Origin of the sequence: Fictibacillus sp. B-59209, from assembly GCF_036216745.1 — a bacterium.
Classification (GTDB): Bacteria; Bacillota; Bacilli; order Bacillales; family Fictibacillaceae; genus Fictibacillus_C; species Fictibacillus_C marinisediminis.
This window is the reverse complement of record NZ_JARMMC010000018.1, coordinates 221193-244107: the sequence shown is the minus strand read 5'-3', so window position 1 is coordinate 244107 and position 22915 is coordinate 221193. Positions and strand designations below refer to the sequence as shown.

25 protein-coding genes are annotated in these 22915 nt (G+C 44.3%); all 25 read left to right on the top strand.

Annotated features, from left to right (window positions below; translation table 11 throughout):
• Position 1 precedes the first annotated feature (1 nt).
• The 25 genes from trmD (at position 2) to fliJ (ending at position 22906) form a co-directional block, all read left to right on the top strand.
• Positions 2-739: a tRNA (guanosine(37)-N1)-methyltransferase TrmD gene (trmD, locus tag P4361_RS14050; RefSeq protein WP_328089797.1), complete on the top strand. Its 738-nt coding sequence runs from the start codon at positions 2-4 to the stop codon at positions 737-739.
• 129 nt (positions 740-868) lie between these two features.
• The gene (gene rplS / locus P4361_RS14045; RefSeq protein WP_007202524.1) at positions 869-1213 is read left to right on the top strand and encodes a 50S ribosomal protein L19; all 345 of its coding nucleotides are present in this window, start codon (positions 869-871) and stop codon (positions 1211-1213) included.
• 91 nt (positions 1214-1304) lie between these two features.
• Positions 1305-1844, top strand: a complete 540-nt coding sequence (gene lepB, locus P4361_RS14040) for a signal peptidase I (RefSeq protein ID WP_053354514.1) — start codon at positions 1305-1307, stop codon at positions 1842-1844.
• Between the two features lie 8 nt (positions 1845-1852).
• Positions 1853-2713 (top strand): ribosome biogenesis GTPase YlqF, encoded by an 861-nt coding sequence (gene ylqF / locus P4361_RS14035; RefSeq protein ID WP_091005405.1) that lies wholly within the window; start codon positions 1853-1855, stop codon positions 2711-2713.
• A gap of 95 nt (positions 2714-2808) precedes the next feature.
• Positions 2809-3588 (top strand): ribonuclease HII, encoded by a 780-nt coding sequence (locus P4361_RS14030; protein WP_328089796.1) that lies wholly within the window; start codon positions 2809-2811, stop codon positions 3586-3588.
• A 19-nt stretch (positions 3589-3607) separates the two neighbouring features.
• Positions 3608-5158, top strand: coding sequence for a hypothetical protein (locus P4361_RS14025; RefSeq protein ID WP_328089795.1), 1551 nt, complete (start codon positions 3608-3610; stop codon positions 5156-5158).
• Positions 5155-5424, top strand: coding sequence for an EscU/YscU/HrcU family type III secretion system export apparatus switch protein (locus P4361_RS14020; protein WP_053354510.1), 270 nt, complete (start codon positions 5155-5157; stop codon positions 5422-5424). The genes P4361_RS14025 and P4361_RS14020 overlap by 4 nt, the downstream gene beginning before the upstream one ends.
• Before the next feature lie 59 nt (positions 5425-5483).
• A complete protein-coding gene (locus tag P4361_RS14015) occupies positions 5484-5666 on the top strand; it encodes a hypothetical protein (protein ID WP_328089794.1) in 183 nt (60 codons plus the stop codon).
• 202 nt (positions 5667-5868) lie between these two features.
• Complete coding sequence (sucC, locus tag P4361_RS14010; protein ID WP_328089793.1) at positions 5869-7029, top strand: ADP-forming succinate--CoA ligase subunit beta; 1161 nt, start codon at positions 5869-5871, stop codon at positions 7027-7029.
• 36 nt (positions 7030-7065) lie between these two features.
• Positions 7066-7980: a succinate--CoA ligase subunit alpha gene (gene sucD / locus P4361_RS14005; RefSeq protein WP_091005419.1), complete on the top strand. Its 915-nt coding sequence runs from the start codon at positions 7066-7068 to the stop codon at positions 7978-7980.
• Between the two features lie 62 nt (positions 7981-8042).
• A complete protein-coding gene (gene dprA / locus P4361_RS14000; RefSeq protein WP_328089792.1) occupies positions 8043-8918 on the top strand; it encodes a DNA-processing protein DprA in 876 nt (291 codons plus the stop codon).
• Between the two features lie 135 nt (positions 8919-9053).
• Positions 9054-11129 (top strand): type I DNA topoisomerase, encoded by a 2076-nt coding sequence (gene topA, locus P4361_RS13995; RefSeq protein WP_256225760.1) that lies wholly within the window; start codon positions 9054-9056, stop codon positions 11127-11129.
• An 18-nt stretch (positions 11130-11147) separates the two neighbouring features.
• Positions 11148-12452, top strand: coding sequence for an FADH(2)-oxidizing methylenetetrahydrofolate--tRNA-(uracil(54)-C(5))-methyltransferase TrmFO (gene trmFO / locus P4361_RS13990; protein WP_256225761.1), 1305 nt, complete (start codon positions 11148-11150; stop codon positions 12450-12452).
• 60 nt (positions 12453-12512) lie between these two features.
• Positions 12513-13415: a tyrosine recombinase XerC gene (xerC, locus tag P4361_RS13985; protein ID WP_256225762.1), complete on the top strand. Its 903-nt coding sequence runs from the start codon at positions 12513-12515 to the stop codon at positions 13413-13415.
• A 24-nt stretch (positions 13416-13439) separates the two neighbouring features.
• Complete coding sequence (gene hslV / locus P4361_RS13980; protein ID WP_062231737.1) at positions 13440-13982, top strand: ATP-dependent protease subunit HslV; 543 nt, start codon at positions 13440-13442, stop codon at positions 13980-13982.
• 17 nt (positions 13983-13999) lie between these two features.
• Positions 14000-15397 (top strand): HslU--HslV peptidase ATPase subunit, encoded by a 1398-nt coding sequence (gene hslU, locus P4361_RS13975; protein ID WP_053354501.1) that lies wholly within the window; start codon positions 14000-14002, stop codon positions 15395-15397.
• Between the two features lie 13 nt (positions 15398-15410).
• On the top strand, positions 15411-16190 hold the full coding sequence (gene codY / locus P4361_RS13970) for a GTP-sensing pleiotropic transcriptional regulator CodY (protein ID WP_053354500.1): 780 nt from the start codon (positions 15411-15413) through the stop codon (positions 16188-16190).
• Between the two features lie 301 nt (positions 16191-16491).
• Entirely contained in the window at positions 16492-16878 is a 387-nt protein-coding gene (flgB, locus tag P4361_RS13965; RefSeq protein WP_328090022.1) for a flagellar basal body rod protein FlgB, read from the top strand.
• 3 nt (positions 16879-16881) lie between these two features.
• Positions 16882-17337 (top strand): flagellar basal body rod protein FlgC, encoded by a 456-nt coding sequence (flgC, locus tag P4361_RS13960; protein WP_328089791.1) that lies wholly within the window; start codon positions 16882-16884, stop codon positions 17335-17337.
• 17 nt (positions 17338-17354) lie between these two features.
• A complete protein-coding gene (fliE, locus tag P4361_RS13955) occupies positions 17355-17657 on the top strand; it encodes a flagellar hook-basal body complex protein FliE (RefSeq protein WP_091005427.1) in 303 nt (100 codons plus the stop codon).
• 115 nt (positions 17658-17772) lie between these two features.
• Positions 17773-19362 (top strand): flagellar basal-body MS-ring/collar protein FliF, encoded by a 1590-nt coding sequence (gene fliF / locus P4361_RS13950; protein ID WP_328089790.1) that lies wholly within the window; start codon positions 17773-17775, stop codon positions 19360-19362.
• Positions 19363-19372: 10 nt separating this feature from the next.
• Complete coding sequence (gene fliG / locus P4361_RS13945; RefSeq protein WP_256225765.1) at positions 19373-20386, top strand: flagellar motor switch protein FliG; 1014 nt, start codon at positions 19373-19375, stop codon at positions 20384-20386.
• Positions 20379-21161 carry a flagellar assembly protein FliH gene (fliH, locus tag P4361_RS13940; RefSeq protein WP_197275462.1) on the top strand — a complete coding sequence of 261 codons (783 nt, stop codon included), beginning with the start codon at positions 20379-20381 and terminating at the stop codon, positions 21159-21161. Before fliG ends, fliH begins: the two co-directional genes overlap by 8 nt.
• Complete coding sequence (fliI, locus tag P4361_RS13935) at positions 21151-22467, top strand: flagellar protein export ATPase FliI (RefSeq protein ID WP_328089789.1); 1317 nt, start codon at positions 21151-21153, stop codon at positions 22465-22467. Before fliH ends, fliI begins: the two co-directional genes overlap by 11 nt.
• 1 nt (position 22468) lies before the next feature.
• Positions 22469-22906 carry a flagellar export protein FliJ gene (gene fliJ, locus P4361_RS13930; protein ID WP_328089788.1) on the top strand — a complete coding sequence of 146 codons (438 nt, stop codon included), beginning with the start codon at positions 22469-22471 and terminating at the stop codon, positions 22904-22906.
• Positions 22907-22915 lie beyond the last annotated feature (9 nt).

The following is a 22915-nucleotide window of genomic DNA, read 5'->3' as shown; positions in this document are numbered from 1 at the left end:
CATGAAGATTGATGTCTTATCGCTGTTTCCTGAGATGTTTACCGGTGTATTCGGTTCATCTATCCTCAAAAAGTCACAGGAAAAGGGTCTCGTCCAGTTTCATGTGACCGATTTTAGAGAGTATACAGAAAACAAACACCGGCGTGTTGATGATTACCCCTATGGCGGCGGAGCAGGCATGGTCCTGACACCCCAGCCTCTGTTTGACGCTGTAGAAGCCTTGAAGCGGGAGAATGATACTAAGCAGCCGAGGGTCATCCTTCTCTGTCCGCAGGGGGAGCGCTACAGCCAGCGAAAAGCGGAGGAGCTTTCGAAAGAATCGCACTTGATTTTTGTCTGCGGACACTATGAAGGATATGATGAACGCATCCGGGAAAATTTAGTGACAGATGAGATCTCGATCGGCGATTTTGTTCTCACTGGCGGTGAACTCGGCGCGATGGTCGTTATCGATAGTGTGACGAGGCTTCTCCCTGGTGCTCTCGGCAATGAAGAGTCACCGGTAAAGGACTCGTTCAGCAGCGGAATGCTCGAGCATCCCCAATATACGAGACCCGCAGATTTCAGGGGGATGAAGGTGCCAGAGGTCCTATTGTCAGGGAATCATAAAAACATTGAAGAATGGCGTGCTAAAGAGTCGTTAAGACGCACTTGGAGAAGAAGGCCTGATCTGTTAGAAGGAATGGACTTAACCCCTCAAGAGAAAAAATGGCTTGAAGAGGTTAAAAAAGAGGACTAAATTTTATGGAACTACTTGCCTCTGTCTCTCTCCTATGGTAAGATAAATCTCGTGGCTTAGGCCAGTATTAAGGTGTTCCGCTGCTGAAGAAAACGAGGCAAGAACATCTGTCGGAAGGAGGCAATAACTATGCAACAGATTATTGCAGAGCTTGCTAAAGAGCAACTAAAATCGGATCTACCTAAGTTCCGTTCTGGTGATACTGTTCGTGTTCACGTTAAAGTTGTCGAGGGAACTCGCGAACGTATCCAGCTTTTCGAAGGCGTTGTAATCAAAAAGCGCGGAACTGGAATAAGCGAAACATTCACTGTTCGTAAGATTTCTTACGGTGTTGGTGTAGAGCGTGTATTCCCTTTACATTCACCTAAAATCGCGAACCTTGAAGTCGTTCGACGCGGTAAAGTTCGTCGTGCTAAGCTTTACTACTTGCGTGCACTTCGCGGTAAAGCAGCGCGTATTAAAGAGATTCGCTAATTACACACAAAAGGAGCTTGACTCATCTCAAGCTCCTTTTTACATATTTAAAATAATGTGAAAAAAATTAAGTTGAATGTGAGGATGAAGTATGGCACGTCAGAAAAAAGAATCTTGGGAATGGTTAAAAGCATTGGCAGTGGCCTTGATTCTCGCCGGAGCAATTCGTTACTTTTTATTCGCTCCGATCGTGGTTGATGGCGAGTCCATGATGCCTACCTTGCACAACAGGGATCGGCTTGTTGTTAATAAAATGGATAAACCGGAACGATTTGATATCGTCGTGTTCAAGGCGACAGAAACGAAGGATTACATTAAACGGGTCATCGGCCTTCCAGGCGACAAGATTGAATACAAAAACGATACTCTGTATGTAAACGGCAAACCACTAAAGGAAAAATATTTGGATCCGTATAAGAAACAGACGAAAGATGGAAACTTAACCTATGATTTCACTCTGTATGAAGTGACAGGAAAACAGACTGTTCCCAAGGGGAAAGTTTTTGTGCTAGGAGATAACAGAAGGCACAGCAGTGACAGCCGGAATATCGGCACTGTAGACATGGATGATATTATCGGCAAAGCCAGCGTGAAGTTCTGGCCGATTAATGATATAGGTGTAGTAAAGTAGGTGAAGGAATGACCATCCAATGGTTTCCTGGCCATATGGCAAAAGCCAGGCGAGAAATTACAGAAAAACTTAAACTGATCGATGTTGTTTTTGAATTGGTAGATGCGAGAGTGCCCCTTGCCTCCCGCAATCCGATGATTGACGAGATTACAGCCGGAAAGCCGCGGCTGCTGTTATTAAACAAGGCGGATATGGCGGATCCGGAGGTTACAAAACTTTGGTCGGACTATTTCGAGCAGAAAGGCCTCCCTGTTCTTGTGATTAATTCTAAAACGGGCCAGGGCATTAATCGTATTGAGGCAAAAGCAAAAGAACTGGTCAAGGAAAAATTCGATAAGATGAGAGCCAAAGGCATCGTTAAGCCAAGAGCTGTCCGAGCGTTGATCCTTGGAATTCCCAATGTTGGAAAATCCACGCTCATCAACCGGATGGCAGGAAAAAACATTGCGGTCACCGGTGATAAACCGGGTGTCACCAAAAAACAGCAATGGATTAAAGTGGGTTCAGCACTGGAATTACTCGATACACCGGGTATTCTTTGGCCGAAATTTGAGGATCCATCCATTGGGCTGAAGCTGGCTGTAACAGGAGCCATCAAAGAAACACTTCTTGATTTTTCGGAGATTGTTCTGTTTGCGCTTAAGTATTTTAAGGTTCACTATCCTGCCCGGCTGCAGGAACGATACAATCTTGAGTCAATTCCAGAAGACCCGATCGTCCTTTTTGATGAGATTGGAAAAAAACGCGGTTGTTTGATGAGCGGCGGCTATATCGATTATGAGAAGACAGCAGAAATAGTGCTGCGCGACATCCGTTCTGAAAAATTAGGCAGATTGTCGTATGAAAGACCAAAAGATTTTATCCAGTAGGCACGCACAAGCGTGCCTATTTTCTTTATAATAAACCTGAACTGCTAAATGATTAATTCATGATGGCCGATATACATAGAAAGCGAAGGTTGACGATGAAACTTACGATCAAGGAAATTGAAGAAAGAATCCATGCGCTTAAAGAAGAAAAAAATGAGCTTGATGCTTTTATAGATGAACTTCAGAGTGATGAACGTTCCGGAGTTAAGAAAATCATTTTGAGACATGAAAAAGCACTGGAATCTGCCCGGCTGCTCAAGGATCGCTATGAACAGATGATGGTGTTTGAGAAGGAGTGGACCAGTAAAGGAAAGCATGTAATCGCAGGGGTTGATGAAGTGGGAAGAGGCCCTCTTGCAGGCCCTGTGATTGCAGCTGCAGCCATTTTAAAACCAGGCACATACATACCAGGATTGAATGATTCAAAAATGCTCAGTGAATCGCGGCGTGAAGAATTATTTGGAGAAATCATGAAAAACGCGGTTTCGATCGGCATCGGTCTGGTGACCGCACAGGAAATTGATGAAATTAATATCTATCAAGCTTCCAAGAAAGCGATGGTAAAAGCAGTCGGAGTTATGAAGGAGCAGCCTGATCATCTGCTGATTGATGCGATGGAACTTCCCCTTGCTGTTACCCAGTCCAAAATCATCAAAGGGGACGCAAAAAGTGTTTCTATTGCGGCCGCTTCCATCATTGCAAAGGTGACTAGAGACCGGTATATGAAGAAGCTGCACAGGAACCACCCTCAATATCATTTTAATAAAAACATGGGCTATGGCACGAAGGAGCACCTTGAAGCATTGGAAAGATTCGGTCCAGTTGAGGAACACCGCCGATCCTTTTCTCCTGTACAGCAAGGTTCACTGCTTTAAGCTTAAGGAGGAGCAGTTTATGAGAGTAGAAAACGGGGAGCTCCTTTCCCTGCTTGGAACCTTCAAGAACAGATCCGCATTGGTGCAAGGACAGCTGACGGCAGCAAAGGTATTGCAAATATTGCCAGGAAACGTGGCGAAATTGTCTCTGCAGGGAGAGGTTAGGACAGCATTGCTGGAAACCGCCCTTCAAGCAGGAGAAAGCTATTGGTTTGGAGTCAGTCAAACCGAACCCCTGGCGTTAAAGAAACTGGAAGCCATAAAAGGCGGTAAAATGAATTCTGCAGAATTTGTGGCAGCACATCTCGGATCTCCTAAAGATCCTGCAGCAAGAATGGCCGCTCAGTTTTTGCTGACTTCCAAACTGCCTGCTACAAAAGAACAGCTGGCAACAGTTGCGGATTTGTTTCGAATTTCACAGAACAATGAACCGAAAACAGCAGAAATTCTTCGCCAGATGATGAAGCGAGATATTCCATTGACAGAAGGTACGTTCAGGGTCATGGAAGCTTATGAAAAAACAGGCCCGCTGCGGACAGAACTGTTGAGGCTCCTGAATACGATCGATAATCACCAACCTGCCGGACTGTTAAACGAGCTGAAGCAAGCGTTAAACGGTGTATTAAAAAGTTCTGTGGCTGTATCACTGGAAGAGCCGGCAGCAGCGATTCTCAATGCCTTAGTAAGCGAAAAACAGCCAAAAACAGCCGGGCAGCTAGAATATATACTAAAAAAAGCCGGGTGGCTGGATCCTGCCAGGACATTGGAGGAAATCAAAGCCGGCAGCACGTCAAAAGGAAACGGAACAGCAGCCAACGTTGATATGGAGAAATTTTTCTCAAAGCAGGGTGTAAGCCGGGAACAAGCGATGACCCAGCTTTTGAAGCTTCTGCCTGAACTTCCTGAAGAAGATCGTGCTTTCGTTCAATCCTTACTTTTATCCGACCACAGCAAAGACAGGCTGCCGGCAGCCATTAAGAAGCAGGTTGACAATCTTGGCCTGTTTCATGAAGCAAGGTTGCAATCCTTACAGTCTCAGGAAGAAGCAGCGAACAAAAGTGTAAAGTCACTCCTTCTTCAAGTACTTGAGAGTAACGAGACGATGACAGCAGCGTTCGGAACACAGGCTGAAAAGGTACTGCATAAGATAACCGGGCTTCAGCTGAACATGCTCCAAAGCCAGGAGAACGTTCAACAAGTCCTGCTTCAGCTTCCGATGATGTTAGGCATACAGGCGGCTGACCTTACCGTGAGATGGGAAGGAAAAAAAACAGAAACTGGTGAAATCGACAGTGATTTTTGCCGAATTCTCTTTATTTTACAGCTTGAAAATATGAAAGAAACAACAGTAGGAGTAACGATTCAGAACCGCATCCTCTCCTTGCAGATCTGGAACGGCCAGGAGAAAGCCAACAAGATACCTCAGGACCGTATCGAGATGCTTCGGGAGTCTCTCAAACAAATCGATTACCACTTATCAGGGGTTATGATAATGGGCGGAGGCAAGGAGCGGCCAGCACTGGCTAAAAGCGCTCCTGAGCCTATGAATGGAGTTGATTTGCGAATATGAATAAAGAGAAAACACTACCTCGTGCCGCTGCCCTTTCCTATCATGAGAATATGGCGGCGCCCAAGCTGACAGCAAAAGGAACGGGAAAAACAGCAGAAAAAATTTTATCGGTGGCCCAGGAAAACAATATTCCCATCCAGAAGGATCCCTCCCTTGTGGCACTTCTTTCACAGCTGGAGATCAATGAAAAAATCCCACAAGAACTCTATGAAGTGGTCGCAGAAGTATTTGCGTTCATCTACCAAGTGGATCAGGGACAGCATTGACAGGAGACGATATTTTTAGTGTGATTGGGCATCCTATACTAAAAAAGGAGGCGTCCATCATGCCAAGAAGAAAACTGCTTGTTCCTGGTGCCGACTCGATGCTCAATCAGTACAGGGAAGAGATCGGCGAAGAATTCGGGATCTACCGTCCGGCTGCAGAACGGGATTTTACGGATAAAAAGCCAGACAGAAAAAAAGAAAAATCGAACGGCAGGAAAGAAACAAAAAGCAGGGATGAATAACCTGCTTTTTGTTTTTCATTTAGAAGCAGTATGAGGCGATATATCTCCTATTTTATTACATATTGTGTAGTTTTTAATATGTAAAAATGTCGAAATTAGGTGAATGCGTTTGCAATAATTCTGTAGAATGGTAGACAGTTCGGCTTCTATTATATAAAATGGTATCGGTAGTTTAGTTTTGAACATGATAGGAGGATGGAGAATGAATATCCACGAGTATCAAGGTAAAGAGGTACTAAGAAAGTACGGTGTGGCTGTTCCTAACGGTAAAGTAGCGTATTCCGTAGAAGAAGCAGTTGAAGCTGCAAAAGAATTAGGAAGCGCTGTTACTGTTGTTAAAGCTCAAATCCACGCTGGCGGACGAGGAAAGGCCGGCGGTGTTAAAGTGGCTAAAAACCTTGATGAAGTTCGTACATATGCGGATGAAATTTTGGGGAAAGTGCTTGTCACTCATCAAACAGGCCCTGAAGGCAAAGAAGTTAAACGCTTGCTTATCGAAGAAGGCTGCGACATCAAGAAAGAATATTACATCGGCCTCGTGCTTGACCGCGCAACATCAAGCGTTGTCATGATGGGATCTGAAGAAGGCGGTACTGAAATTGAAGAGGTGGCTGAAAAGACGCCTGAGAAAATCTTCAAAGAAGTCATCGACCCAGCGATCGGGCTTCAAGCATTCCAAGCTCGCCGCTTAGCATTCAACATTAACATCCCGAAAGAGCTTGTGAACAAAGCGGCAAAGTTCATGATGGGACTTTATAAAGCTTTCGTTGAAAAAGACTGCTCTATCGCAGAAATCAACCCGCTTGTTGTAACAGGTGACGGCAACGTAATGGCACTTGATGCGAAGTTAAACTTTGATTCAAATGCGCTTTACCGCCAAAAGGACATTCTTGAGTACCGCGATCTTGAAGAAGAAGATGCAAAAGAGATCGAAGCTTCCAAATATGACTTGAGCTACATCTCCCTTGATGGAAACATCGGATGTATGGTTAATGGCGCTGGTCTTGCTATGGCAACGATGGACATCATCAAACACTACAGCGGAGACCCTGCCAACTTCCTTGATGTAGGCGGCGGTGCAACTGCTGAAAAAGTAACAGAAGCATTTAAAATTATCCTTTCTGATGAAAAAGTTAAAGGGATTTTCGTTAACATTTTCGGCGGAATTATGAAATGTGACGTTATCGCTAACGGAGTAGTTGAAGCTACAAAACAAGTAGGGTTAAACATGCCGCTGGTTGTCCGTTTAGAAGGTACGAACGTAGAGCTTGGCAAGAAAATCCTTAATGAATCTGGATTGAACATTACTTCTGCAGATTCCATGGCAGACGGTGCTGAGAAAATCGTTTCTTTAGTAAAATAAATTCCCCGAAATAAGGTAGAAGGGTGGAGAAAATAGATGAGTATTTTTATTAATAAAGACACAAAGGTCATCGTGCAAGGGATTACAGGATCTGTAGGCCTGTTCCACACACAGCAGATGCTTGAATATGGAACGAAAATTGTCGGCGGTGTTACACCGGGTAAAGGCGGTACGGAAGTAGAAGGCCTTCCTGTTTTCAATACAGTTGAAGAAGCGGTTAAAGCAACAGGTGCTACGGCTTCTGTCATTTATGTTCCGCCTGCATTTGCCGCTGATTCCATCGTGGAAGCAGTTGACGCAGAACTTGATCTTGCTATCTGTATTACAGAAGGTATTCCGGTTATGGACATGGTTAACGTAAAACGTTACATGGAAGGCAAGAAAACTCGTCTTGTCGGTCCTAACTGCCCGGGTGTTATCACGCCAGATGAGTGCAAGATCGGTATCATGCCTGGGTACATTCATACAAAAGGGCACGTTGGGGTTGTATCCCGTTCCGGAACATTGACTTATGAGGCGGTTCACCAGCTTACACAGCGCGGAATCGGCCAATCTACAGCAGTAGGAATCGGCGGAGACCCGGTAAATGGAACAGATTTCATTGATGTGCTAAAAGCATTTAATGAAGATGAAGATACTTATGCTGTCATCATGATCGGTGAAATCGGCGGAACAGCTGAAGAAGAAGCTGCTGAATGGGTAAAAGCCAACATGAAAAAACCTGTTGTCGGTTTCATCGGCGGTCAAACAGCGCCTCCAGGAAAACGTATGGGCCATGCCGGTGCGATCATTTCCGGCGGTAAAGGTACAGCTGCCGAAAAAATCAAAACCATGCAGGAATGCGGAATTAAAGTCGCTGAAACTCCTTCAGTTATGGGAGAAACACTTGTTTCTGCACTTAAGGAAAAAGGGCTTCTTGACCGCTGCACAACTCATAAAGCGAATGTATAAGCATAAAGCTCCCGTTTTTGGGAGCTTTTTTTAAAAAAATTTTGGTTTTATTGGAGGAGACTATGGACAGAGAACGGTTAATTCTTCTTCATCATTGCCGCGGAGCAGGGTGGAAAGCCATCCAGTCATTCTTAGCATTTGACCCGGAGTTAAAAGCTGTTTTTCAATTGAGCAAGAAAGAGCTTATAGAACGGTTCCGTATGAGTCATCAGAACAGCAATGATTTTTTAGAAGATATCCGGAAGCTGTCTTACCGCTCCATCGAACAAACATACCGAAAGCATAATATAAAAATACATACATATTTTGATAGTCATTACCCTGTTCCTCTCCGCCATATTTTTGATTCGCCCTGGGTGTTGTACAGCAAAGGGAACACAGAGGCGCTGTCAGCTCCTCTCGCTATTAGTGTAGTAGGAACCAGGAATCCCACCGAGGGCGGATTAAAAAGCCTGAATAAAGTGCTTATGCCCCTGCTGGAAAAAGGCTGGGTAACGGTCAGCGGGCTTGCTGCAGGGATCGATACCCATGCCCATGAATTGACTTTAAAGCAGTCAGGCAGTACGATTGCAGTACTCGGGTCAGGAATTGGCCGTATTTACCCCACGGCCAACACTGCATTGGCACACCGGATTACAAAAAAAGGCCTTCTCTTGTCTGAGTATCCGTATGATCTGCCGCCAAGAAAATGGCAGTTTCCGCAAAGGAACAGAATCATCAGCGGATTAACCCGTGGTACTCTCGTTGTGGAAGCGCGGGAAAGAAGCGGTTCTCTTATTACAGCAGATCAAGCAATGGAACAGGGAAGGGAAGTATTTGCTGTTCCAGGGTCCATATTGGATGAATGTGCATCAGGCACTAACCGCCTGATTCAGCAGGGAGCCAAGCTTGTAATGGAAGCTGAGGATATTTTAAGTGAATTAAGTTTGATATATTAGGTCAGAATGAAGTATTAGTCCCTGTTATTTCTCTTTATTCGATTGGCAATAATTGAAAACCGTTTGACAAATGATGAGAGTCTATTTAATAATAGGGAAGATTTGATTAAACCCTTAAAGGGGGATGCACTGAAAATGGAAGAGTATTTAGTAATCGTTGAATCTCCCGCCAAAGCAAAAACGATAAAGAAGTATTTGGGAAGCAAATATATCGTTAAGGCGTCGATGGGCCATGTTAGAGATCTGCCCCGAAGCCAAATGGGAGTAGAAATTAGTGAGAATTATAATCCAAAATATATAACAATCAGGGGAAAAGGGCCTGTTTTAAAAGAGTTGAAGACAGCGGCCAAAAAAGTAAAAAAGATTTTTCTCGCATCTGACCCCGACAGAGAAGGCGAAGCGATCGCCTGGCACCTTGCCCACAGCCTGGATATTGATCTGGATTCTGAATGCCGGGTTGTTTTTAATGAGATTACAAAGAATGCTATTAAAGACTCGTTTAAACGGCCGAGAAAGATAAACATGGATCTCGTTGATGCCCAGCAGGCTCGCCGTATACTCGACCGTCTCGTAGGCTATAAGATCAGCCCTTTATTATGGAAGAAAGTGAAAAAAGGCCTCAGTGCCGGAAGGGTACAGACCGTAGCTCTTCGTTTGATCGTGGAGAGAGAAAAAGAAATCAAGGCTTTTATTCCTGAAGAATACTGGAAGATTAAAGCCGCTTTCTCCTATGGCAAAGAAGAGTTTGAAGCCAATTTTTATGGTATCAACGGCAAGAAGAAAGAGTTATCGAATGAAGAGGAAGTCAAGGAAGTCTTAAGCAAGCTAAAAGGAAATACCTTTTCAATCGCTTCGGTTCAGAAGAAGGAGAGAAAACGTAATCCTGCACCGCCTTTCATTACTTCTTCATTGCAGCAGGAAGCAGCAAGAAAGCTGAACTTCAGAGCGAAGAAAACGATGATGCTTGCACAGCAGCTTTATGAGGGAATCGACCTCGGAAAAGAAGGCACGGTCGGTCTAATCACGTATATGAGAACGGATTCCACCCGGATCTCAGATCTTGCAAAAGAGGAAGCGAAAACTTTCATTACAGAAGAATATGGTCAGGAGTATGCGGACCAAGGTAATCGCGCAGAGAAAAAACAGGGCAAAAATGCACAGGATGCCCATGAAGCGATCAGACCATCTTCTGCTTCCAAACATCCTAAAGAATTAAAAGAGTATTTGAGCCGTGACCAGCTCCGGTTATACCGATTAATTTGGGAGCGTTTTATTGCGAGCCAGATGTCTTCAGCTGTTTTGGACACCATGACTGTTGATCTCGAGAATCAGGGAGTAATTTTCCGTGCCAATGGTTCAAAAGTGAAATTTCCTGGATTCATGAAGGTATATATTGAAGGAAACGATGACGGCAAGAAAGATGAAGACCGTTTACTCCCGAATCTTGAAGAAGGCAAGACGGCCGAAAAACAAGAAATCGAACCGACTCAGCACTTTACACAGCCGCCTCCAAGGTACAGTGAGGCAAGGCTCGTCAGAACAATGGAAGAACTCGGTATTGGACGCCCTTCAACGTATGCCCCGACATTGGATACGATCCAAAAGCGAGGCTACGTTATGCTCGATGACAAGAAGTTTCAGCCGACCGAGCTGGGAGAAGTCGTTCTTGAACTGACACTTGAATTCTTTTCAGAAGTGTTTAACGTAGAATTCACTGCTCAGATGGAAACGGATCTCGATGAAATCGAAGACGGCGACAAGCATTGGAACGAAGTTATTGATGAGTTTTATAAAAGCTTTGAAAAACAGCTGGTTGTCGCAGAAGAGGAAATGAAGGAAGTCGAGATCAAAGATGAACCTGCCGGTGAGAACTGTGAATTGTGCGGGCACGAAATGGTCTTTAAGATGGGGCGCTATGGCAAGTTTATGGCCTGTTCCAATTTTCCGGAATGCCGGAACACAAAACCAATTGTAAAAGACACGGGTGTTGAATGCCCTGAATGCCATGAAGGAACAATCGTCGAACGTAAGAGCAAAAAGCGGAGAATCTTTTACGGCTGCAGCAGGTATCCAGAGTGTGAATTTGTTTCATGGGATAAACCTGTCGGCCGAACATGCCCGAAATGCAGTAAAATTCTTGTTGAAAAGAAGACGAAAAAAGGAAAAGTTGTACAGTGTATCTCTTGTGATTACACTGAGGAGCAAGGTTAAAGGGGAGTTTTTCACAGAATGAACGATTTTGTAAATGTAATCGGCGCCGGGCTAGCGGGAAGTGAAGCAGCCTGGCAGCTCGCCAAAAGAGGAATTAAAGTCCACTTATATGAGATGAGGCCAAAGAAACAGACGCCAGCTCACCATACAGATAAGTTTGCAGAGCTTGTCTGCAGCAACTCTCTTCGCTCCAATACATTGACCAATGCGGTTGGTGTGCTGAAAGAAGAGATGAGAAAGCTGGATTCGGTGATCATTGCTTCAGCGGATGATTGTTCGGTGCCGGCTGGAGGGGCCCTTGCCGTCGACCGCCACGAATTTGCTGCGATGGTTACAGATCGGGTTAAGAACCATCCGAACGTTACGGTTTTTGAAGAGGAAGTAACGTCAATTCCTGAAGGGCCGACTGTGATCGCTACAGGCCCGCTCACATCAAAGGAACTATCAGAGTCATTAAGAACACTGACATCCGAGGATTATTTGTATTTTTATGATGCGGCAGCACCGATCATCGATGTAGAGAGCATCGATATGGACAAAGTCTATTTAAAATCCCGCTATGATAAAGGTGAGGCTGCTTATTTAAACTGCCCGATGACAGAAGAGGAATTTGACCGTTTCTATGAAGCGTTGATCTCTGCTGAAACGGTGCCTTTAAAAGAGTTTGAAAAGGAGATTTTCTTCGAAGGCTGCATGCCGATCGAAGTCATGGGCTCCAGAGGCAAGAAAACGATGCTGTTCGGCCCGCTTAAGCCAGTAGGGCTTGAGGATCCAAAAACCGGCAAACAGCCATATGCAGTCGTTCAGCTAAGACAGGATAATAGCGCAGGAACTCTCTATAATATAGTAGGTTTTCAAACGCATCTGAAATGGGGTCCGCAGAAGGAAGTCATTCAGCTGATTCCCGGGCTTGAAAAAGCGGAGATCGTCCGCTATGGTGTGATGCACAGAAACACATTTATTAACTCCCCGAATCTTTTAGAGAAGACCTATCAGTTTAAAGACAGACAGGATCTTTTCTTCGCGGGCCAGATGACAGGTGTTGAAGGCTATGTGGAAAGCGCAGCTTCGGGACTGATCGCCGGAATCAATGCGGCAAGGCTTATGGAAGAAAAAGAGCTTCTGGAGTTCCCTCAGGAAACAGCAATCGGCAGCATGGCCCACTACATTACGACGGCTAATGCGAAGAACTTCCAGCCGATGAATGCGAACTTCGGGTTGCTTCCTGCTCTTGAAACCCGCATTAGAAACAAGAAAGAGCGTTATGAAGCATTGGCTGATCGAGCGCTGGAAACAATTCAGAATTTTATAACAAAATTGTGAACTTACTTGTCATTGCCCCTAATCTGTGATACGATTTAGGGGCTTTGTGAGGTGTGATAAGTGGATTTAAATGACCGCTATTTGAAGATGTTTATCGAGTATTTGCAAATAGAAAAAAATAGTTCACATCATACAACGGAAAATTACGAAAAAGCGATCTTACACTTCAAGACGTTTATGAAACAGCAAGCAATCGAAGGATTCGCTGCTGTTTCTTATCTTTTGGTGAGACATTATTTGACGTGGCTTCACGAGCAGTCCTATTCCAGAAGGACGGTCGCCAAAAAAATTTCGTCTCTCCGCAGCTTTTATCGTTTTCTTAACCGGGAAAAGATTGTTGAACATAATCCGTTTGCTGCCGCATCTCTGCCCAAAAAAGGCCAGAGCATTCCCCATTTTATCTATGAGGAAGAACTGGCACAGCTTTTTCATGTCAGTGACCTGTCTGATCCGCTGGGTCAGAGAAACCAGGCCATCTTGGAGCTTCTTTACGGGACAGGGATCAGGGTGAGTGAATGCTGCCAGATCCAGCTCGATGACATCGATTTTTACATAGAAACGGTGCTCATTAAAGGAAAAGGTAAAAAAGAAAGGTATGTGCCTCTGGGCAGCTATGCGATAGAAGCATTGACTCGTTATATTGAAGATGGAAGAAAACAGCTTGCAGAGAAAGCCGGCCAGCCTGTAAAAACACTATTCCTTAACTATAAAGGAGGTTCTCTTTCTGCACGTTCCGTCAGAAATGTATTAAACAGCATGATTCAGCAAACGACGTTAACCGTACATATCAGCCCTCACGTCCTGCGCCACACGTTTGCGACCCATTTATTAAACGAAGGCGCTGATCTGAGGGCCGTGCAGGAATTGCTCGGACACTCTCATCTTTCGTCTACACAGATCTATACTCATGTCACAAAAGAACATTTGAAAAAAATTTATAATAACGCTCATCCTCGTGCATAAATGAAAGTAAGGAGGGATTTTTTAATGACCCATACATTCCATGCAACGACTATTTTTGCCGTTCACCATAATGGACAGTTTGCGATGTCAGGCGATGGCCAGGTTACCTTTGGCAATGCCGTAGTCATGAAACATTCTGCCAAGAAGGTTAGAAGACTCTTCGGTGGAAAAGTACTCGCCGGATTTGCAGGTTCAGTTGCGGATGCTTTTACGCTGTATGAAAAATTCGAAGCCAAACTGGAGGAATACAGTGGTAACCTCGCACGCGCCAGTGTCGAACTCGCTAAAGAATGGCGTACCGACCAGGTGCTGAGGAAGCTTGAAGCCATGCTGATCGTCATGAACAAAGAAAGTCTCCTGCTCATTTCTGGAACCGGGGAGGTCATTGAACCGGATGATGGCATTCTTTCGATCGGATCCGGCGGCAACTATGCGCTTGCTGCGGGAAGGGCTTTGAAAAGAAATGCTCCTCATCTGTCAGCTGCCGAAATCGCAAGAGCGGCTTTGGAAATTGCCGGTGAAATCTGTGTTTATACAAACGACCAAATTATTTTGGAAGAGCTGTAGAAGGAGCGTGGGAAGAGATGAACACACATTTAACTCCAAGGCAGATTGTTGAGAAGCTTGATCAGTATATCATCGGCCAAAAAGACGCGAAAAAAGCGGTAGCTGTTGCTTTAAGGAACAGGTATCGAAGAGGATTACTCGATGAAAAGCTTAGAGACGAGATCTCTCCTAAAAACATTCTGATGATCGGGCCGACCGGTGTCGGAAAAACCGAAATTGCACGAAGGCTGGCGAAGCTAGTGAACGCCCCTTTTATTAAAGTGGAAGCTACCAAGTTTACAGAAGTAGGTTATGTCGGCCGGGACGTTGAATCCATGGTCCGGGACCTTGTGGAGACATCGATCCGTCTTGTTAAAGAACAAAAAATGCATGATGTAAAAGATAAAGCGGAAGAGAACGCCAATAAACGGCTTGTTGAACTATTGGTTCCTGGAAAACAAAAAGAATCATCCTATAAAAATCCGCTCGAAATGTTTTTTGGTTCTAACAACAGCAATAATGCCCAAGCTCCAAGCGACAAAGAAGATGATGCATCGATCAGCCAGCAGCGCAGGCAGATGGCCCATAAACTCGCTCTTGGAGAGCTTGAGAACCATCTTGTAACCGTTGAAGTGGAAGAACAGAACCATTCCATGATGGATATGTTTCAAGGCGCAGGACTTGATCAGCTCGGCATTAACATGCAAGATATGCTTGGAGGCATCGTCCCCAAGAAAAAGAAAAAACGCAAACTGGCGGTCTCCGAGGCCAGAAAAGTGCTCACGCAGGATGAAGCTGCCAAGCTGATCGACATGGATGAAGTCACAAGTGATGCGGTTTACAAAACCGAACAAACAGGTATTATATTTATTGATGAGATTGATAAGATTGCAGGTAAGAACCAAAACAGCGCTGATGTTTCCCGAGAAGGTGTACAGCGTGATATCCTGCCGATCGTTGAAGGATCTACCGTCATGACGAAATACGGATCCATCAAGACAGATCATATTCTGTTCATCTCAGCAGGTGCGTTTCATATGGCAAAACCCTCAGATCTCATACCTGAGCTGCAGGGCCGTTTTCCAATCAGGGTAGAACTTGAAAAGCTGTCTGTCGAGGATTTTACCCGGATCTTAATAGAGCCGGATAATGCCCTTTTAAAACAATACAAAGCGTTGCTTGCAACAGAAGGTATAAATCTTGAATTTTCTGACGAAGCTATTTCTAAGATTGCAAGTATTGCTTTCCAAGTGAATCAGGAAACCGATAATATTGGTGCAAGAAGACTTCATACCATCCTGGAACGATTGCTTGAAGATCTGTCCTTTGAAGCACCTGATGTAACAATGAATGCCATAAAGATCACACCAGAGTACGTAGAAGAAAAACTTGCGACAATCGCAAAGAATAAGGATTTAAGCCAGTATATCCTGTAGGAGGAAATGAAAAATGAATTTATTAGAAAAAACAAGAAAGCTGAATGCGATGCTGCAACAATCCGGAGGAAAGCCCGTCAATTTTAAAGAAATGGCGGAAACTCTCAGGGATGTTATCGAAGCGAATGTTTTTGTTGTCAGCAGAAGAGGAAAGCTTCTTGGAATTTCTTTGAAACAAGAAATTGAAAATGAGAGAATGAAAAAAATGCTCGAGGAACGACAATTTCCTTCCGAGTACACAAAAGGTTTGTTTAATGTTACAGAAACATCATCTAACTTGGATATTGCAAGTGAATATACGGCTTTTCCGGTCGAGAACAAAGAACTCTTCTCTTCTGGATTAACGACCATTGTTCCCATTATCGGTGGAGCAGAGCGTCTTGGGACGCTGATTCTTTCCCGCCTTTCCAATTCTTTCAATGACGATGATCTGTTGCTGGCAGAATATGGAGCCACTGTTGTTGGAATGGAGATTCTGCATGAAAAAGCAGAAGAGATTGAAGAAGAAGCTAGAAATAAGGCTGTCGTTCAAATGGCGATCAGTTCACTCTCATATAGTGAACTAGAAGCAATTGAGCACATTTTCGAAGAGCTTGAAGGAAACGAAGGCTTGCTTGTCGCAAGTAAGATCGCTGACCGTGTTGGGATTACCCGCTCTGTTATCGTAAATGCTCTTCGTAAACTTGAAAGTGCAGGTGTTATCGAATCCCGTTCTCTCGGGATGAAAGGCACATACATTAAAGTGCTTAACGATAAATTTTTACTCGAATTATCAAAACTTAAAACAAGCTGAAGATCATGTCATACACAAGGAGCCCATTCTGCTAAAAAGCAGGATGGGTTTTTTGTATCGGATGAAATTGTCGAACCGTGCAGAGGTCCCCAGACATTTCAGATCCAATAAATCCTTGTGTATCAGGCTTCTAGTAAGAACTTATTAGGTCTAAAGACCTGGACATAAAGTAGTTCTTTTTATCGAAAAAAGTCACTTTGGTAAAAAATACATAGACACTTTTTGGTTTTATGCCTTAAAATATGGAATATCGGTAACTTTTGGTACTCTTTTTAAAATTTAGTAGTAAAAAAGAGGGGATATAGTAATGTTTTCAAGTTCTATTTTTCAAATGCTTGAAAGAGGCTTAGATGCCACAGCGTTAAAACAAAAAACAATCACTGACAATCTGGCAAATATCAATACGCCAAACTACAAAGCAAAGAAGGTAGAGTTTCAAACTGAGCTCGATGGAAGTTTAACAGCTTACCGCACGAGCAGCAGGCATGTTCCATTTAGTACGTCTGGAGGCCAAAGCATGGCCGTGACAAGGGACATCAGTACAATGATGAACAACAACGGGAACAATGTGGATTTAGATAAAGAGATGGCCGATCTGGCGAAGAACCAGATCTTGAACCAGGCCCTGGTTCAAAGGCTGAACGGAAAATTCAATTCACTGCAAATGGTTATTAAAGGGGGCAAGTAATTGATGGGTATGTTCGATGCGTTAAACAATTCCGCTTCAGCTCTAACAGCACAGCGCCTGAAAATGGATGTGGTGTCCTCCAACATTGCAAACGCAGATTCAACGAGAGGAAAATTGGTTAATGGAAAGTGGGAGCCTTACCGGAGGAAAATGGTCGTCACAGAACCGAATGGGTCTTCATTCAGAACGATGTTTCAAACAGCCGTGGACGGCCGCTCAGGAGGTACAGGTGGAGGATTAAAGGTTGATGGTATAGTAGATGATCAAACACCATTTAAAATGGTGTATCAGCCTGATCATCCGGATGCGGATAAGAACGGTTATGTAAAACTTCCTAATGTGGATCCTTTAAAAGAAATGGTAGATCTAGTGAGTTCTACACGGTCTTATGAAGCCAACGTGACGGCATTGAATGCAGCTAAGGGAATGTATTTAAAAGCTTTGGAAATAGGTAGATAGAAGGATAGGAGATACATATGAATACTATCAATGTTACATCAGCAGCAGGCCTGGTAAAGAATGCGTATTCCGCCGGAAAGCAAACTCCTGCAGATGCTCAGAAATCATTCGCGGGCATGCTGAACAACATGCTCCATAAAGTCAATGACTCACAGACGGCATCCAACACTGCTACTGAAAATCTGGTAACCGGCAAGACTACCGATCTTCATCAAGTCATGATTGCTGCGGAGAAAGCCAGCTTAACCTTGCAAACAACATTGGAAATCAGAAATAAGGTCATAGAGGCTTATCAAGAGATAATGCGTACACAAATATAGCATTCAATAAATTTTTCGGATAGTCAGGCTGGTTTATAGGGGTAGGAAGAAAACACTTTTTTAAAATAAAAAAAGAAGAGAATTTCCTTGAGGAGATTGTTAATCGGGGGAAACGATGATTGAAAAACTGAAGAGCACTTTGAACAGAATCTATGTGAATTTTAAAGAGCGCCCTAAAAAGCAAAAGATCATTTTGATCAGTTCCATCGCATTTGTTATTATAGCAGCCGCATTTCTGTTTACGTTTATAGCAAAACCGAAGCTAGTCCCATTATATTCTGACCTATCTCCCCAGGAAGCCGGTCAAATTAAAGAAAGCCTTGATTCAAAGGGAATCACATCCGAGCTTTCTAATGGGGGCAAGGTCATCTCTGTTCCTCAAGGTGTAGTTGACCAGCTGAAAGTCGAACTTGCTTCAGAGGGCATACCGAAAAGTGGAAGCATTGATTATTCTTACTTCGGAGAGAACAAAGGGTTCGGGATGACGGACAACGAGTTCAGCGTTTTAGAAAAAGAAGCAACACAGACAGAGATCGAAAAGTTGATCAAAAGCATAAATGGTGTAGAAGAAGCCAGTGTGATGATCACAACACCGGATAAGAGCATCTGGGTGAATGACCAGAAAGATACCTCTTCAGCGTCAGTCGTTCTAACACTGAAGCCAGGGTATAAACTTGATCAAAGCCAAGTTAAATCACTGTACCATCTTGTTTCTAAAAGCGTTCCGAATCTGCCGGTCGAGAATATCGTGATATCCGATCAATATTCCAATACCTTTTCGCTTGACCAAACAAACTCGAATTCCGATATGACGGCATACGAAGAACAGCGCCAGATCAAGCAGGATATCGAACGTGATTTGCAAACGAGGGTGCAGCAGATGCTCGGTACGATCATGGGGCCGGATAAAGTGGTGGCCACCGTTACAGCTGATATTGATTTTACAAAAGAAAAAAGAGAAGAAAAACTCGTTGAGCCTGTCGATAAGGACAAGATGGAAGGCATAAAGCTGAGTGCTGAAAAAGTCAAAGAAACGTTCACAGGGAACGGAACGGTTCCTGGAGGGGTCGACAACACAGGCCAGAGCGATGTGCCAACCTATCAGGGTGGAGCGAACGGATCCAACGGCGATTATGAAAAAGAAGAAGACAGAATCAACTATGAGGTTAACCGGATAAAAAGACAGATCGTTAAAAGTCCTTACGAGATTAAAGATCTGGGCATTCAGGTTATGGTAGAGCCGCCTAAGCCAAACGATCCAACTTCATTGCAGCAAGGAACACTGAATGACATCCAGCAGATGCTTGGAAATATTGTCAGGACCAGCATCTCAAAAGATACAGCCGCAAACCTGTCGCAGCAGCAGGTCAACCAAAAGATATTTGTTTCAGCCAAACCGTTTAATGGCAAGCAGCGAACGGCGGCATCGGCTAACTCAGCTATTCCGTTTTGGATCTACATTGCTGGCGGAATTCTGCTGGTCGTTATCATTCTTCTCTTAATCCTTCTTCTCAGGAAAAGGAAGCAAGAAGAAGAGCCGGTATCAGAAGATGTCGTGTTCGAGCAAGAGTTCTTTAATATACCAGATGTGAACATGGACCGGGAATCTGAGGGAAAAGTCCGAAAAGAACAACTTGAAAAAATGGCAAAGGAAAAGCCTGAAGAGTTTGCCAAGCTGCTCCGCACGTGGCTATCCGAAGAATAGGAGGTTAGTTATGGCAAAAGCCGCCAAGGAATTGAATGGAAAAGAAAAAGCTGCCATGCTGATGATTTCTATGGGACCCGATGTGGCAGCCCAGGTATACAAGCACTTAAATGAAGATGAGATCGAGCGCCTGACGCTACACATCTCACAAATTAGAAAAGTAGATTCAGAAGTGAAAGAGAACATTATTGAACAATTCCATCAAATAGCTCTTGCACAGGATTATATTTCTCAGGGGGGTATCGGTTACGCTAAAACTGTCCTGGAAAAGGCTGTAGGCCGGTCGGAAGCGATGGATATCATCAACCGGCTTACATCCACCCTGCAAGTAAGGCCGTTTGATTTTGCAAGAAAAGCGGATCCTGGACAGATTCTTAATTTCATACAGAATGAACATCCACAGACTATTGCTTTGATCCTGTCCTATCTGGATTCATCACAGGCAGGACAGATTCTTTCAGAACTTCCTCAGGAGCTGCAGGGGGACATCGCGAGAAGGATCGCCATCATGGACCGCACCTCTCCTGAGATCATTAATGAAGTAGAGCAAATCCTCGAACGAAAACTCTCTGCTACCGTAAGCCAGGACTTCACGCAGGCTGGCGGTGTAGAATCTGTTGTGGATGTGCTGAACGGAGTAGACCGGGCGACGGAAAAAACCATTCTTGATGCGCTTGAGATTCAAGACCCGGAGCTTGCAGAAGAAATCAAGAAGAGAATGTTTGTATTTGAAGATATTGTCATCCTTGATAACCGTGCAATACAGCGCGTGATCAGAGAAGTGCAGAACGAAGATATGCTTCTTGCACTTAAAGCAGCAAGTGAAGAAGTTAAAGAAATTTTGTTCCAAAACATGTCCCAGCGTATGGCGGAGAATTTCAAAGAAGAGGCGGAATTTATGGGTCCAGTCAGGCTGCGTGATGTAGAAGAAGCACAATCCAGAATTGTCGGAATCATCCGGAAACTGGAGGATGCTGGTGAAGTTGTAATCGCAAGAGGCGGAGGAGATGACATTATTGTCTAGGATCATTAAATCTTCTTTTGCAGAGACCCAGGACTTGAATCGTACAATCGGAATCAAAAAAATACAGCAAAAAATAATGGAACAGGAACATCTTACGCCTGAATCCAGGATGGAGATCTCCAAGCAGAAAGCGCAGAACATTTTGGAGGAAGCGGAACGAAGCTATGAAGAGATGACCGCAAGAATGGCAAAGGAACGCAGGGAACATGAAGCTTTCCTGGAAAACAGCAAAAAAGAATGGAACGAACAGATCATCATAGAGCGCGATGAAGCTAGAAAAGAAGGCTTTCATGAGGGGTTTGAGGCAGGTTTGATAGAAGGACGAACAAGTTATGAGAGTTTACTGGGTCATGCAAGGGAAACGGTAGAGCGCTCAAAGCAGGATTATCAGCAGCAAGTTGAGTCTGCTGAACCCGTTATTATCGAACTGGCAGCAAAGATGGCCAGAAAACTTGTTGGTGAACTTTTGACAGAAAATAAAGAAGCATGGACCGTGGTCTTAAAGGGTCTCATAAAAGAAGTCAGAGATTATCCTGAAGTGAAATTATATGTCCATCCGCACTGGTATGAAACGACACTGAACGCCAAACAGGAAATACAAAACGTTTTGATGCACACATCCGTCCTGTATATCTATCCGGATGAAAAACTCAGCGAAAACGGCTGCGTTGTTGAATTTCCGTTTGGCAGAATTGAGGGAGGCATGGACAGCCAGCTCAATGAACTGAAAGAAAAGCTGATAGAAACGATAGGTGATCAAAACGATGAACACTGATGGCCTCCTGGAAAGTATTGATCAGATCGACAGCTACAAGCGCTTTGGAAAGGTTACGAGAGTGGTAGGTTTAATGATTGAATCCCGTGGCCCGAAAGCTTCAATTGGGGATATGTGTTATATCCATACGGGCGGCAGCAACCATCAGAAGATAAAGGCGGAAGTCGTTGGGTTTAATGAAGAAAATGTACTTCTCATGCCGTTTACGGCACTAAAATCCATATCAGTAGGCAGCCTCGTAGAAGCGACGCGGCGCCCGGTTCAGATTAAAGCGGGCCACGCATTGATCGGACAGGTGCTTGACGGTTTAGGGAACCCATTGGACGGAAGTACAATGCTGAAAGGGTTAAGCAGTTTCCCTTCTGAGAATGACCCGCCAAACCCGATGAGACGGCCGAGGATACAGGAAAGCATCGAACTTGGGGTGCGTTCCATCGACAGTCTCCTCACGGTTGGCAAAGGCCAGCGGGTCGGTATCTTTGCTGGAAGCGGGGTCGGAAAGTCAACCTTGATGGGGATGATCGCTAGAAACTCTACTGCCGATCTCAATGTTATCGCCCTTATCGGGGAACGTGGCCGAGAGGTTATGGATTTTATCGAAAAAGATCTTGGAGAAGAGGGACTCAGAAAATCAGTGGTTGTTGTCGCCACCTCTGATCAGCCGGCGCTGATGAGGATTAAAGGTGCACTGACCGCCACGGCCATTGCGGAATACTTCAGAAGCCTTGGAAAAGAAGTCATGCTGATGATGGATTCGGTCACCCGTTTTGCCATGGCTCAGAGGGAAATCGGGCTTGCTGTCGGTGAACCGCCAACAACGAAAGGATATACACCATCGGTATTCGCAATGCTGCCGAAGCTTTTAGAGCGTTCCGGTACGGATGTCCAGGGATCCATAACAGCTTTTTATACAGTGCTTGTAGATGGAGATGATCTGAACGAACCCATATCTGACACTGTCAGAGGGATACTTGACGGTCACCTCGTACTGGACAGGAACCTGGCTAATAAAGGCCAGTTTCCTGCGGTAAACTTGCTGAAAAGTGTCAGCAGGGTAATGAGTGATATTGTAGACAGCGACCATCGGATAGCAGCCAGCCGGTTTCGCGAACTTCTCGCCTCCTACACGGATGCGGAGGATCTGATCACCATCGGAGCCTATAAAAGAGGATCATCAGAAAAAATAGACAAAGCCATTGAAGCTTACCCTAAAATCCTGTCTTTCTTAAAGCAGGAAGTTGATGAAAAGGCTTCATACTATGACTCGATTTATCGCTTGCTGAGTGAGTTTGGAGGAGAACAGTAACATGGCATTTCAGTTTAAGATGGAAAAAATCTTGGCTCTAAAAACGAAAGAAAAAGAAGCTGTGGAATCTGAGTACGGCGAGAGCGTAAGAATGTTTGAGATCTTGGCGCAATCACTCTATGATCTTCTCAAGAAAAAAGAGGAAATAGAACAGCATTCGGATGAACAGTTCAGGACGAGGCTGGTGATCAATGAGCTTCAGCAGACACAGCGTTTTCTGCTTTCTCTGACTCAAAAGATCAGCATGGTTCAATCACAGGTGCAGAAGGCCCGGGAGATCATGAATATCACACAGCAAGAACTGGTCGAAAAAACCATCGAAGTAAAGAAATATGAAAAGCTGAAGGAAAAACAACATGCTGATTACCAGCGGTTCGTGACTGGAATAGAAAATCAGCAAAATGATGAGTTTTCCATTCTGCGCTACATTAACCAATGAAATTAGGTG